Source organism: Rhodopirellula sp. P2, from assembly GCF_028768465.1.
Classification (GTDB): Bacteria; Planctomycetota; Planctomycetia; order Pirellulales; family Pirellulaceae; genus Rhodopirellula.
Genome location: NZ_CP118225.1, coordinates 2,704,768 through 2,718,562 on the forward strand (window position 1 = coordinate 2,704,768; position 13,795 = coordinate 2,718,562).

The following is a 13,795-nucleotide window of genomic DNA, read 5'->3' on the forward strand; positions in this document are numbered from 1 at the left end:
GCTCACCAAGGCGTTCGTTTTTCAGTCGGTCAGTGCCAATTGGCAGCGGGCCCAATCATAAAGCGGGCTCAATCAGGCAACGGGTTTGACTTCGTAACCAGGTCGGTATTCGCGACGCAGGAACGGGTTGGCGACGTCGGCGTTTTCGCCCACAAATTGTTCCGTCTTGGAATCGTGCGTGAGCATCGGGCCGGACTTCAGTTCCGACATGTCGGCGCCGTATCGTTTCAGCGATTCGTGCATGTCATCGAGCACGGCCGACCAAGCGGGCAATTCCGAAGCGGAACGAACCTGTTCGTCGTTGTAAGTGCCAGCACAACGCATGGCGACATTGGCCAAGTTGCACCAACCGGTGCTGTAGTGACCGTTTTCGATCGGGGCGGCCAGGGAGTCGGCTTTGCGACTCTTCACTGCTTCGACAAAGTTGCTGACGTGAGCCGGCACGGTGCTGACATTGGCTTTGAAGCTGCGGATGGTTTTGCCATCCAAGTCGACGGCTTTGCCGGTGCCGCGTTGGCCAAGGTAGTAGCCACCTTCGCAAACGATGACATAGCCGCTGCCTGGTCCGGTCATGGGTTTGCCGCCGGGGACTTTCCAGCTGCCTTTTTCGCCCGGTTTGATCGACATGTTGCTCAACGCGATCACAGTCGGGAAGAGTTCGGTTTCGAACAGAGCGAAGTGCGCGTTGGGAGTTTGCCCCGCATCGTTCCAAGCCATGCGTCCGCCAGCGGCGATCATCTTGGATGGTGTTGAAACCTGGTCTTGGTAAGCGACGTTGCGAATGTCGTCCAAGATGTGGACACCCCAGTTGCCCATTTCACCGCTGCCGGTGTTCCAGTCCCAGTGCCAATCGTAGTGGAGGCTGTTCCGCATGATGGGTTGGTCCTGAGCAGGGCCAAGCCACAAGTCGTAGTTGACTTCTTTGGGGATCTCGAGTGGTGTGTCGCGTTTGCCAATGGGGCCGCGAACTCCGAGCCGGTTGGCTTGGACGTATTTGATATCGCCGAGCCCTTTGTCGTTGTGCAGGAACTGGCGAGCTTCCATTTGGATGGGATCGCTGCGCTGCTGGGTTCCCAGTTGAACGATGGCGCCGGACTTCTTGGCGGCTTCGACGACTTGGCGACCTTCCCACTGCGAGTGCGACAAGGGCTTTTCGACGTAGACGTCCTTGCCAGCATCGATGGCCCAGATGGCGGCCAGGCAGTGCCAGTGGTTGCAGGTCGTGATGACAACGGCGTCCACGTCGTCGAGGTCCAAGACTTCACGCAGATCGGTGTAAGGTTTTGCACCGAATTTGCCGGCCAATGAAGCCGCGCGATTCTCATCGGGGTCCGCAACCGCGACCAACTTGGCACCGCTGACACCGTGGACGGTGCGAGCCAGTTCACCGCCACGTCCACCGGCACCCAGAACGGCAATGCGAACTTCTTCGTTCGCAGCGGCACGCAGAGGACTGCTGAGGGCGACGGTGCCGACTCCTGCTGCCATACCGGCTAGAAATTGACGCCTGCCGAAATTTGAAGTCGAGACTTCACGCATGTTGTTGATCCTATGAAGTTGAAAGACGGGGGATCCGTTGGATTTCTTTCCTTCCAGGGTACCGATGCCGTTAAGGAAAGGCAAAGCACCCCAGAGGCTTTGGTAGCGGGAGACCATGTCCCCCACGCCAAAGTATCTTATTCGTGCCGGAGGGCTTCGATGGGATTCATCCGAGCGGCGCGAATCGCGGGATACAAGCCGCTGACCAAACCCACCAGGACAGCGATGATCACCGCCAAAGGAATGGTTTCGTAAACGATCGCAGGTTGTGAATCGCGAATGGCACTGGGCAGGGCAGCGAACTGTTCGGGGAACCCTCTGGCAACCAATCCCATGAACAAGCGGTACATCGGTGGGCCGGCAAAGCCCAATAAAATTCCCAGAAAGGCCCCTGCGAAGCTGAGGACAATGGTTTCGACCAAAAATTGTCGGACGATGTCGGCTCGTTTTGCACCCAGGGCACGTCGAATCCCGATCTCTCGCGTCCGTTCGGTGACGCTGGCCAGCATGATGTTCATGATGCCGATCCCGCCCACCAGCAGTGAAATGCAGGCGATCAAGATCCCAATGCCCAGGAACATCAATCGCAAGTTGCGGGCTTGTTCGAGCAGTTCCAGCGGGACCACGACAGCGATGTCCCCGACTTCGGCGTGTTTCGGGGCCAAGATGTTTTGGATCACAGCGGCGGTGGTTCGGACTTGCGAGACCTTTTCCACCTGCAGTGTGATTTGGTTGAGCTCCATCATTTCGATTTGAAACTGGCCGCTTCGGCGTGTCACGATTGTGTCACCGATGCGTTTTTGCATCGTCTGCATCGGGATGTAGACATCCTTGGAGAAGTCCTGCGAATCCAAGGATCCACCGATGGCGGCGGATGGGTTGCGAGCTTCCAGGACGCCCACAACGCGGTAGAAATCCGTGTGCTCGGGGATGTAGATTCGTTTGCCGATCGGTTCTTCATAAGGGAACAAACGTTCGACAACGCCGGTCGCGATGACACAGACATTTTGGTTGTTGATTCCATCGGCGTCGGTCAGGAACCGTCCGCCACGTTCGCGAATCTTGAGTTGGTTGACGGTGGCGTAGCCGGGCGTGCTGCCGACCAAACGTCCATCACACAATTTGTCGCGATAAGTGAATTGGCGACGGATCTCACGAATCGGCACTGCCTTTTGAATCGTTGGCAGAGTCGAGATGATTTGGTCGAGTTCGGAACGCAACAGCCCGTATTTCGAGGCGGAGCTTTCCGCGAGCTTTTCTTCCGGTGGTTTGACCGTGCGGACGATGATCGTCGTGGCACCGAGTGATTCAATTTGCTTCTGAACTTGGTCGCTGGCGCCTTGGCTGATCGCGGTCAGCACGATCACGGCCCACACACCGATCAGGATGCCTAGCATCGTCAGTCCGGTGCGCAGCGGGTGCAGGGTCAGGCTTTTGACGCCGAGCGAAAAGGTACGGAGCCACATCATGATTCGAGCCCTTGTTTCGCAAGGATGGCTTGGGCAGCGGAACGCTGTGCTTCACGAGCTTGTTGGCGTTGTGATTCGGGAACCAATTCATCGCTGTGCAACATGCCGTCCTTGAGTCGCACCACTCGTTTGGCGCGGTCCGCCACATCGTCTTCGTGAGTCACCAGAATGATGGTTCGGCCTTCGCTGTTGAGCACATCGAAGAGCGTCAGGATTTCTTCGGTGGTGACCGAATCCAGGTTTCCTGTCGGTTCGTCCGCGAGGATGAAGAACGGGTCGTTGACCAACGAGCGAGCGATCGCGACGCGTTGTTGTTGTCCACCAGAAAGTTGATTGGGGCGGTGATCCAGGCGGTCGCCCAGGCCCACGCGTCCAGCCAATTCGACCACGTGCTGGTGCTGTTCCGGGCCAAGTTTGCCTTGGTAGTACAGCGGCACCTGGATGTTTTCAACGACGCTGAGTTGTTGAATCAGGTTGTAAGACTGAAAGACAAATCCGATGCGGCGACTGCGGATATCAGCCAACTCGTCATCGGTCATGGTGCCGATGTCGTCGTCGCCCAGCATCAAGTGGCCTGAGGTCGGTTGGTCCAAGCATCCCAGCAAATTCAAGAGCGTGCTTTTGCCGCTTCCGGATGGACCCATGATGGCCACAAAGTCACCCTCAGGGACATCAAAGGACACACCGCGAAGTGCTCGCACGGTCTCGCTCTTGAGAACGTATTCCTTCGTCAGTTTCTTGATGCTGGTCGCGAGACGCTTTCCGTTTGCGCCCGATTCGGATTCTTTGTTTGATGCCAAGGCTGTGCCGCTCGAAGATGCAACCGATGTCTGAGAGTCATAGGCGTTGGGGACGCTCATGATGCGACCGGGGGAGTGTCAGTGACCTCGCTGAGTGACGCTGTGGTGTCAGCCTCAAGTATCGCGGTTGGCTCTTGCGAGGCCGAGTCCAAAGCAGCGACACCATCGACGGTGGTCTCCGTCGCGGATTGCTGGTTCGGACGTGAGCGGTTGGGCCTTTCGGCATTGCCTGCTGCGCCGCGGTTGCCGCCAGGTTTGCCCGCGCCGGGTTTTCTGCCACCGGGACGCCCTCCACCTGGAGGTCCCGCGCCGGGTTTGCCGTCGGGACTGGCTTCGGTGTCGGAGGCATCTTCCGTGTCGGTCGGTGCGGTTTCGCGAATGTCTCGCATTTCGCTGTTGTCTTCCGCGATGATTTCCGGGAGGTCCAACAGGTTCAAATGCTCTCGCAAGTTCAAGATGACTTGTTCACCCGGTTCCAATCCCGACAGGATGTGGCCCATTGTGTCATTGATGGCGCCCACTTCGACTTTCCGGGTTTCGAATTCCATTGGTCCGGTTTGCACCAGCGAGTACATGTTGCCGCCATGTTCGTACAATCCCTGGATCGGCACTTGAGTTGCCTCTGGAATTTGTTGGATGAAGATTTCGACGGCGGTCGTCATGCCGGTCCGGATGACTTCTGGTGGGTCGATGATTTCGATGGTGGTGGCGTACTCTTTGACGGAAGAGCTGAACCAGCTTCCCGGTTCGGCGTAACGGTTCACCTTGGTGACGCGACCTTTGAGAACGACATCGGGCAAGGCATCCAAGCGAATCTTGGCGGGCATGCCTTTTTTCAGCAGGGTGATCCGTGATTCATTGACTTTGCAGCGAACCTGCATGCGAGTGGGATCAGGAAGTTCAATGATGGCTTGGCGTTCACGCACTTGGGCCCCGGCCTCAACAACGAATTCGGCGTTGCCACCGCGTGAGCTGTATTTGTTGGCGTGAACGACCACGCCATCGGTTGGAGCGTAGATCACACAGTGTTGAATTTGTTGCTCGACTTCGCCCAGTTCCTGTTGCTCGGAGAGCAGTTCTGCACGCGCGGCTGAGAGCGTGGCTTCGGCCGCATCAATGTCGCTGTCGAATTGGACCAGCATCTTTCGGCGGGTCAGGTTTTGCAGCACCTTCAAGCGGGCTTCGGCCGATTCCAATTGGTTGCGAGCGTTGGCGAGCGCGAACTTGTCGGCTTCGAGTTGCAATGATTTGACCAAGCCTTTGGCGACCAAGCGTTCGGTACTGCCGATGGCCAATTGAGCTTTTCGCAGCTCTTGTTCTGCGACGGCAATTTCACTCTGAATCGTTTTCTCATCGGTCTTGAAGACCCCTTCGAGGTATTCTTCCCGAGCAATTTTGGCTTGTTCAACCAGTGCCGATGCGGTCGCCACGTTGGCCTCCGCCGTGATCACCTGGATGCGATCTTCTTTCAGTTCCACTTCCAGATTGGAGGAGTCCAGTTCGACCAGTTTGTCGCCCTTGCGGACTCGCGAGCCCTCGTCGATGACCCACAGAATCGATGTTCCCGAACCACCACGCGATTCAATCTGGCAGACGATTTCGGTGTTGCTGCTGCTCTCGATTTCTCCTTGCTCAATCACGGTGTGATCGAACGCTGCTTTGGTGGTCTTGGTCACGATCAAGTCGTCAATGCTGATCTGCGATTTCTGGGCGACGTATCGCTGGTAACCAAAGTAACCGCCCACTCCAAGCAGAATGAGGCAGATCAACAATCCGATCATGATCCCGCCGGTCCGTGGCGGACTGACAGAATCGGCTGGAGCCACCCCCTTGGGAGTGCAGCAGCGGGATGGTTGGAGGAGTTGGCGAGCCGAACGAACGCGACTTCGCTCCGCAACGACATTCTGCCGTCGTGGGCTGGATTGGGATGATCGCATGATTTTCAGGCGGGGGCCGTGGGGAGAGAACGGAGGGCTAACGGCTTGAACCCCAGAAATCAGCGAAGGTTTCGGGAGATTTCGTGCGGGGCGGTGAACACGGCAAGTCCACCAGTCGGGCCAATATGTTACTCCAACCAGACGATGTCCCAACCATTATTAGCAAAAATATCGATCCGATGAGATCGTTTGCTCGGCCTCGGTTTGTCCCGGTTTGCTGATTTTCTCGCTGAGTTCTGCGGGATCCAAGGCAAATCGAGGGTTGATTTCGACCTGCACCGAATCGTCCACGCTGACGCCACAGGAACGCAGCCAACGCCGGTGCAGATCGCAAATCGCCTGGCGAGCCAATTCCGGGGTGTCCGTTGCCGCGCCGTTGGCATTCTTGACCGGTGCAAAGGCGTCGGCGGGATCTGCTTCGCAAACGATCGTGTTTTTTGCATGCGGAAGCAGGTCAAAAATGAATTGTTCAAATTTGGTGGCGTTGGGGTGTTCCGGGGTCACCGGTTGCCCGTTTGCATCGAGATGAGGCACCTTTTTGCTGGCTCGGTGGATCGGCAGGGACGCGTCGAGTTGCAGCATTCGTTCGAGAAAGTTCAGGTCGAACAGGTGCACCGCGATGTTCCCCGCCCAGAGTTTCAGGCTGCCATCGGGGTTGGTCATCTCCGCGGCTGAGTCGGGTAAATCGCTGTACTCGATGATCTGAGTCTGCCCATCGATCTCGACGACATTGCCGACTTTCTCGGTCGGGTACCGTTTGCGGATGACTTGGGTGGTCATCTCGCTGCCGGCCAGCAAGTGGTGCCCAATGAAGATTGGATCGCACAAACCGACCAAGGGATTGTCGACTTGGAAATAGAACAGATGCTTCCGTTTGTTCTTTCGCATCTCGTCCAAGCAACCGTTTTGCGAGAGTGCTCGCAGGGTCCCGCCATGACCGTCGGGGCTGAGCGCCAGCGAACCTTTCTCGGCCAGCAACACTTCGCCGGTCGCCGCATCGACGGCGGGCATCGTGCCCTGTTGAAAAATCGTGACTTGTTCGGGTTTCAGGCCCAGGTAGTCATTTTCCTCGAAGTAGCGGCGTGTTTCCTCATGGGTCGCTTCGCTGGTCATCAGATACAGCGGGACGTCCACGCCATACCTCTGGCCCGCTGCGATCAAGCGGTCGGCGAAAAACTGAAACAGCGTTCGGTCGCTCACCGGGCCCACCGGAAACATGCCTTTGGGTTGGTCAAATCCCAAGCGGGTGCCCTGGCCACCGGCGACCAGCACCGTCGCGATTTCACCCGCTCGCAAGGCTTCTTCGCCGCGCTGTTGGGCTTGCTCCAGGGTCCAGTCGCAGCCACTTCCGTCGCTGGCGACCGCTTGTGGCATGGAGGCCCGCGAGGCGAGTTCCGCGAAGTCGACGGATTTGTCCTTTCCTTCGACCAACGTTTTCAATCGAGCGAAGTCGATTTGTGCGATCTGGTGGCTCAAGTGGGACTGCCCGTCAGAATCGAGCGAGTCCCAGAATCGCAGCAACTGAGTTTGCTGGAATGGTTCCAAGCGTGCCTTCAGTTCCGCGAATGAAAGTGGCGATTGGCTTGGAGCAGATGGCTGGTCGGCAGACATTGGCAACGGCTGAGTTCTGGAGGAAACGCAAAGGAATGAAATCGCGAGCAGACTCAGCATATTCTGTTCCAAGAAGATGCCAGCCACCCGTTGGAGAGATTCACGGAAACAACGTCAACTGGTTTCCGAACGTGGGAATGCTGCCGGTTGGCCGAACCAATCCGGATGAAAATCCTGCCGAACGGCGAGCAGGACGGCCTTGCCGTGTTGGTGCGGGGCACCGTGGGTGGTGTCCCACTCCAGTCGTTCTTCATACCGCAAGACTCGCAGGCGTGATTCGGCCTCGCAGGCCCACCCAACCAATTGGTTGGGACGGAAATAATTGATCACGGCGCCTGCCGTTTCGCTGACAGGTTGGTCGCTTTCCTTGCCCGGTGATTGGTCACTGCCGGGATCTTCGGTGGTGTGAACCTGGGTGTACAGCATGCCTTGCGAGGTCAACGCGGCGCACATCTTCTTCCAGACGGCGGGGGCGTCGGTGCCGGGAATGTGGTCCAGGACGGTGGTGGCGATGACCGCGGAATAGCAGTCGGCGTCCATGGATAGTTCGCGGACATCGCAGACCAGGGTTTTGACCCGGTCGGACAAGTTCGCTCGTTCGGCGCGTTCGCGAATTCGGTCCAGCCCGCGTTCACTGACGTCCACCGACGTCACGTCGTACCCCGCCGCTGCCAGTGCCAGCGTGTCTCGACCGGCCCCGGCCCCCAGGTCGATGGCCTTGGGGCGGGCGGATCGCGACGATTCGGCTGAGGCGGTCTGTTTCAGATAAGCCGCCAATTCTGGCGACGGTTGCATCCCATAGGCGATGTTTTCGCGGTCGTAGGCTTCGAAAAAGAAGTCGTTGGACGGGTCATCGGTGACTGGATTCACGCTGATACAGACTGTCTGAAGAAATCGGATAAAGTGGAGTGGTCATTGGCAAGATAGCCCGCCGGAAAGCGAAACACACTTATGCCTTCCATTGAACCCACGATCGACCCAAGCGACGAGTCCCCTGATTCTTTCGCTGAAAGTACGCTCGTGACGGCCGAATTGGTGACTCCGCCGGTCGTCACGGCTGAACTCGTGCCGCGTTGGAAACGAGCTCTGACGTCCGTGCGACGTTGGGGGTTGTTGCTGGTTTTAACGTTGCTGACGTTTGGGTTCTTGAGCTCCGGATTGAGTCCGGACCCTTCGGCAATCTTTGACGAGAGTGATCGTGACGCCACTCCGGTGGCTCAACGTGACCGTCAGACAGAGGCTCAAGCGACATCGACGGACGCCGGTTTGGCTGAGATCGATCGCGTCTCGGTCGAGCCCGTTCGATTGCAGGCGTCTGAGCGGGCCTCCTTGAGTGGCTCGACTTCACAGGCAGCGGATTCCAAACAAAATTTGATCGCAACAATCCTCGAGGAGCAATGGCGGTCCGGACTGGAGGCACGCGGTTTGGAAGCTGGCCCGATGGCGGATTGGTTGACGGTTTGTCGTCGACTTTCGTTGTCTTTGGCGGGGACCGGATTGTCACTGGAAGAAATTCGATCGCTGCAACGCTTGCCCGAGGCGGACCGTGTGGCGACGCATCGGGAACGCCTGCTTCGGAGCGACCGCTTTCATCATTACTGGGCGGAACGAACGGCTCGCTATTTGGTCGGTGCCGACGAGGGACCCTTCATTGTTTACCGCGGACGGCGTTTTCGCACCTGGTTGGCCAATCATTACGCGATGAACACGCCTTACGACGAATTGGTGCGGATGTTGATCACGGCCGAAGGTGTTTGGACGGACCGACCGGAAGTCAACTTTCACACGGTCACGTTCGACAGCGGCGACGATGCTCCCGATCCGATCCGTTTGGCAGCTCGGACGACACGAGCCTTTTTGGGCGTGCGGATTGATTGCCTGCAATGCCACGATGATTTCTTGGGGAACGTTTCACTGGGGGATGCATCTTGGGTCAGGCCCAACACGGCTGCTGAGGCAGCCGTCACTGAAACCGATGCATCCGAAGCGGAATCCAGTGGGTTGCTTCGCGAAGGGGCGCAAGAAGATTTTCATTCGTTGGCAGCGTTCTTCACGGCTGCGACGAGTGAAGGGGTGCAGGGGCTGAAAGACAAACGAGCGGACTACGAGTACCAGTACTTGTATGCGGACGAGACGGTGCCGGTTGAGCCCAACGTCCCGTTCCGCCGAGACTTGTTGCCCCCGCGACCGCAGCAGAAATTGGAAACAGAAGAGGATGTTGCTGGCCAAAATGAGGCGGCTGGAGAACAGGGGGCCGCAGAACAAGATTTGGATTCGGAGCCCCAAGCCGATGAACCCAAGCTTGTGTTGAAGGATCTTGGCACGATGGAAACCGGTGGCGAATCCGGAAACAGCGAGCTGCCCCAGCACATGAGTGACCGGGAACGGTTGGCGTACTGGTTGACTCATCCCGAAAACAAGCCCGCTGCTCGGGCCGCCGTGACTCGGGTTTGGACCCTGTTGTTTGGGCGGCCGCCGGCCATGGAAACCGAGTATGGATTTCAGGTGGGGGAGGTCGATAATTTGCCATTGGACTCGCCTCCTTCGGAGCTGATCGAAACCTTGACGGAGGCGTTTGTCGACGGCGGGTTTGATGTCCGGGAATTGATTCGCTTGATCACGAATGCCCCCGCGTTTCGAGTGAGCAGTCGGGCGGACTTTGACGTCACCGAACAACATGAATTGGCGATGGCTGTGTTCCCCGTGACTCGATTGCGGAGCGAACAAGTCGCAGGTGCAACCATTCAGTCCGGACGCGTCAAAACGATCAATCGTGATTCGTCTTTCTTGGTTCAGTTGCAACAGTTCGGAAGCCTGAACGACTTTCTGAAGCGGTACGGCGATTTAGGCGAGGATGAATTCACACCTCAACCGGTCACCATCACTCAGCGGTTGGTGATGTTGAACGGGAAGTTGGTCAGTGAAACGGCGTCACCGAACCCCATTCTGAACGCCTCATCGCACATCGAAATGTTCGCTCGAAACGATCAAGAAGTCGTGCGAACGTTGTATTTGACGGTTTTGAATCGAGAACCGACCGAGCCTGAGATGAAGCATTTCACCACTCGGCTCACCCCCGAGAGTCGCAATCAAAGCGATCCGCCGACCTCACGGAAACAAGAGATCACGGATCTCACGTGGGCCTTGCTCAACAGCAGTGAGTTCGCCTGGAACCATTGAGGCCCGCCCCGTGTGGGAAACCAACTGGAGACGTTCATGAGTATGTCGTTCAACGATCAAGCTGGATCCACCTTTGGATGGAGTCGTTCCTTGCCGAGTGGTTTGTGCAGCGCTGAGGTCCATCTTTCGCGCCGCCGACTTTTGGGGGCCGGATCGGCCTTGATGATGTCGTCGCTGGCACGTCGTTTGACGTTGGCGGCCGAGCAACAAGCGGATTCGGGGAAGCCGCCGAAGAGTGTGATTCTGTTGTGGATGGAAGGCGGTCCAAGCCAATTGGAAACCTTCGATCCACATCCAGGGACCAAGTTCGGTGGCGAGGTCGGCGACGTTGCAACCACAGCGAAGGATCTGCGGATCGCGGACACGATGCCGCGATTGGCGGAGCAGATGCACTTGTGTTCTTTGGTCCGAAGTGTGGTCGGCAAGGAAGGCGATCATGAACGCGCGATTTATGCCATGAAGTCCGGCTATCGGCCGGATCCCACGTTGGAACATCCCTCGATTGGAAGCATTCTGTGTCATGCGGATGACGCGGGGGCTGACATCCCGCGGCACATTTCGATTTTGGCTGGGCGGTCCGCCGCGACGGGCGGATACCTCGGGCCGCAGTTCGATGCTTTCAAAACAGGCGACCCGTTGGAGCCTGTTCCTGACGTTCGGCCCAGAGTCGATGAATCACGTTACCAACGTCGGCTCAGTGCATTGACCAACGTTTTGGAACCGCAGTTCACACGGGGGCGGATTCGGGATTTGCAAGAGAATCGAACGTTGCATTTGGCGGGAACGCAAGCGGCTCGAAAGATGATGTCGAGTGATCAGTTGACCGCGTTTGATATCAAAGAAGAACCGCAAGCCGAGCTGGATGCCTTCGGTGATCATGCCTTTGGGCGGGGTTGCTTGGCTGCATCCCGGTTGGTGGAAGTCGGCGTTCGATGTGTGGAAGTGACGCTCAGCGGATGGGACAGCCACATCAACAATCACAGCTTGCAATCCAGTGCGGCGGGTACCTTGGACGCAGGCATCGCGGCGCTCCTGAAACGTTTGGAAGAACGTGGGCTGCTGGAATCCACGTTGGTCGTTTGCGGTGGTGAGTTTGGTCGCACGCCGCAACTCAATCCGGCGGCAGGTCGTGATCACTGGATTCACGGTTTCAGCACATTGTTGGCTGGCGGTGGCATTCGTCGTGGCCATGTGCATGGTGCCACGGGGCCCGAGCCCAATCCCGACAAGCCAGATGCGCATGTCGTGGCCCCCGTCACGATCCCGGATCTGCATGCCACGATCCTGTCCACGTTGGGACTGGATCCGACGGAAGAGTTGGACACTCCGATTGGACGACCGATGAAACGCAGCGAAGGGCAGGTCATCGAATCGGTCATCGCTTAGGAAGCGATCGGGAACGAAGCGATCGGGATTCAAGCGTCAGGCACCTGCTGCCGGAACGGACCCTGGGTGCCGCTTGGATTGCGAACGCCGTTTAGTGCTCGTTCAGCAGATCGTGATCAGTCTCACTGTGCTGGTTGGATCCAGTTGATTTCAAACGATGCGGGCTCTTCGGAAACATCGAGGTTTCCAAAGGCGACTGCGGTGATCGTTTGTGCCTCGACGTCGTCCGCGAATGTGACAGGGTAAGCCTTGCCGCCCATCAATCGAACTTGATAGCCATCGGATCCTTCTGCAGCCACGAATTTTCCGAGAATGAATGCCCCGTCGGTTTGCCGATCCTCTTGGGGAGTGTCGATCCAAGCTGGCACTTGCTTGGCAAAGGAACGGAACAGATCTGCGTTGGTTTTGATGCGATCAACCAAGGGTTGCAGTTGGTCAAATTGGTCCGCCGAAGTTTCCGTGGACAACCTCGAAAGCATGCCATAGGCGAAGGCAACCGCTTGGCCGTACTTGGGGTCCTGGGCGTCCATGTTCTCGAGTCGATTGAGAACCATCCCGATTTCATTGACCGACTCCGCTAGCTTGGACTCACCGTTGTTGGGGGTGTCATTGGCAGGGGCGTCGACAGGATCCAATTCGCTCGGCAGATCCAATCCCTCTGAAGCCGCTTTCATCACGGCAGGCGGCAAGCCGGGAAGGCCCGTCACAGGTTCTTGCTCGGCAGGTTCTTCTGACGCGAGATCTTCCAGAGCGGTGTCAGGGAGTTGCATGGCCGTGCCGTCTGATTCGACGGGCGGTTTGGCCACTTCGGTGACGGGAGCGTCGTCGGTCGGCATTGCGAAATCATCCGTGTCCAAAACGGCGTTGTTGACCGCGTTGTTCAACTCCGCCAAGGCTTCTGAGGCGGGGTCGGTGGCAGGAACCATGTCGGTTTCAGACGTGTCCAATTCGACGGGAGGGGCAGGCGTGGTCTCGTCGTCACCGCCGTTGGCGAGGTCCTCGCCCAGTGAGCGACCCTCCGGCGAGTCGTCCATGATTGGCGGAACATATCCACCCGGAGCGGATGGGACCGATGCCGATCGACTGACTTGATTGGACGCACTGTAGGTTCCGTCGAGCGGATAAAATCCGAGGTTGGGAAGGGCATCGAGGTACCACAACAATCCACCACCGATGGGCAGCGCCAGCAACGCCCCGAGGACGGGCGACCCAACGGTTTTGAGCAGGGACTTCTTTCGACGACGCGACTTGTCGCTGGTGTAGATCGCCATCGGTGCAGCGTCCGTTGCGACGCCCTGTTCCGATTCTGATTTGTCTTCTGGGATGATGAATTCTTCCAAGTCTTCTGCGGTTGCAGGAGCTTCTGGAGAACCAAAGTCCGGTGCTTCGTCGGTAGCCTCGAAGGAATCCGAGTCCCGCATCTCTGAGCCAGCCACTTGATCCGCTTCGAAGTCGACCGCGTCGAGTGATTCGGAGTCGCTCACCTCAGGTGGTTCTGCGGGAACCCCCCTGCTCTCCAGTTCCGTGTCTTCCAGTTCGGGGACGGTGTCAGCCGACGTGAAGCTGGCTAACTCCGCGGGTTCTTCGTCGTCCGATTCAATCGCATCCAGATCTGACAGAGGGTCAGTGGCAGTGTTCAAATCATCACCCACCACAATCAATGCGGGCGGCATTGCTGACTCGATTTCCTGTTGATCCAACGTCGACAAGCACCATGGGCACTGGATTTGTGCGGACGTTGCCACCTGACCCGATAGCAAACGATCAGGAATCCGGACCGATTCGTGACAGCGAGGACAAGAGGTGACCAACATGAGCGAAACCAATTCGGCGGGAACTGTTTGATACGAGATGGGACGTATTGTAACCACGC

9 protein-coding genes are annotated in these 13,795 nt (G+C 57.6%); 2 read left to right on the forward strand and 7 right to left on the reverse strand.

What is annotated here, in order from left to right; all coding sequences use genetic code 11:
• Positions 1–72: 72 nt before the first annotated feature.
• From PSR62_RS09600 to PSR62_RS09625, 6 genes are all read right to left on the reverse strand, one after another.
• On the reverse strand, positions 73–1,539 hold the full coding sequence (locus PSR62_RS09600; protein ID WP_274407549.1) for a Gfo/Idh/MocA family protein: 1,467 nt from the start codon (positions 1,537–1,539) through the stop codon (positions 73–75).
• A gap of 137 nt (positions 1,540–1,676) precedes the next feature.
• The gene (locus PSR62_RS09605) at positions 1,677–3,008 is read right to left on the reverse strand and encodes an ABC transporter permease (protein WP_274407550.1); all 1,332 of its coding nucleotides are present in this window, start codon (positions 3,006–3,008) and stop codon (positions 1,677–1,679) included.
• Positions 3,005–3,868 carry an ABC transporter ATP-binding protein gene (locus tag PSR62_RS09610; RefSeq protein ID WP_274407551.1) on the reverse strand — a complete coding sequence of 288 codons (864 nt, stop codon included), beginning with the start codon at positions 3,866–3,868 and terminating at the stop codon, positions 3,005–3,007. Before PSR62_RS09610 ends, PSR62_RS09605 begins: the two co-directional genes overlap by 4 nt.
• Complete coding sequence (locus PSR62_RS09615; protein WP_274407552.1) at positions 3,865–5,745, reverse strand: HlyD family secretion protein; 1,881 nt, start codon at positions 5,743–5,745, stop codon at positions 3,865–3,867. Before PSR62_RS09615 ends, PSR62_RS09610 begins: the two co-directional genes overlap by 4 nt.
• Before the next feature lie 159 nt (positions 5,746–5,904).
• Positions 5,905–7,356 carry a UDPGP type 1 family protein gene (locus tag PSR62_RS09620; protein ID WP_338020187.1) on the reverse strand — a complete coding sequence of 484 codons (1,452 nt, stop codon included), beginning with the start codon at positions 7,354–7,356 and terminating at the stop codon, positions 5,905–5,907.
• A 114-nt stretch (positions 7,357–7,470) separates the two neighbouring features.
• Entirely contained in the window at positions 7,471–8,226 is a 756-nt protein-coding gene (locus PSR62_RS09625) for a class I SAM-dependent methyltransferase (protein ID WP_274407554.1), read from the reverse strand.
• 81 nt (positions 8,227–8,307) lie between these two features.
• Between PSR62_RS09625 and PSR62_RS09630 the strand changes: the two genes are divergently transcribed.
• A complete protein-coding gene (locus PSR62_RS09630) occupies positions 8,308–10,536 on the forward strand; it encodes a DUF1549 domain-containing protein (protein WP_274407555.1) in 2,229 nt (742 codons plus the stop codon).
• 36 nt (positions 10,537–10,572) lie between these two features.
• A complete protein-coding gene (locus PSR62_RS09635; RefSeq protein ID WP_274407556.1) occupies positions 10,573–11,922 on the forward strand; it encodes a DUF1501 domain-containing protein in 1,350 nt (449 codons plus the stop codon).
• A gap of 122 nt (positions 11,923–12,044) precedes the next feature.
• Here the strand turns inward: PSR62_RS09635 and PSR62_RS09640 are convergent, their stop codons facing one another.
• Positions 12,045–13,736: a hypothetical protein gene (locus tag PSR62_RS09640; RefSeq protein WP_443217381.1), complete on the reverse strand. Its 1,692-nt coding sequence runs from the start codon at positions 13,734–13,736 to the stop codon at positions 12,045–12,047.
• Positions 13,737–13,795: the final 59 nt, after the last annotated feature.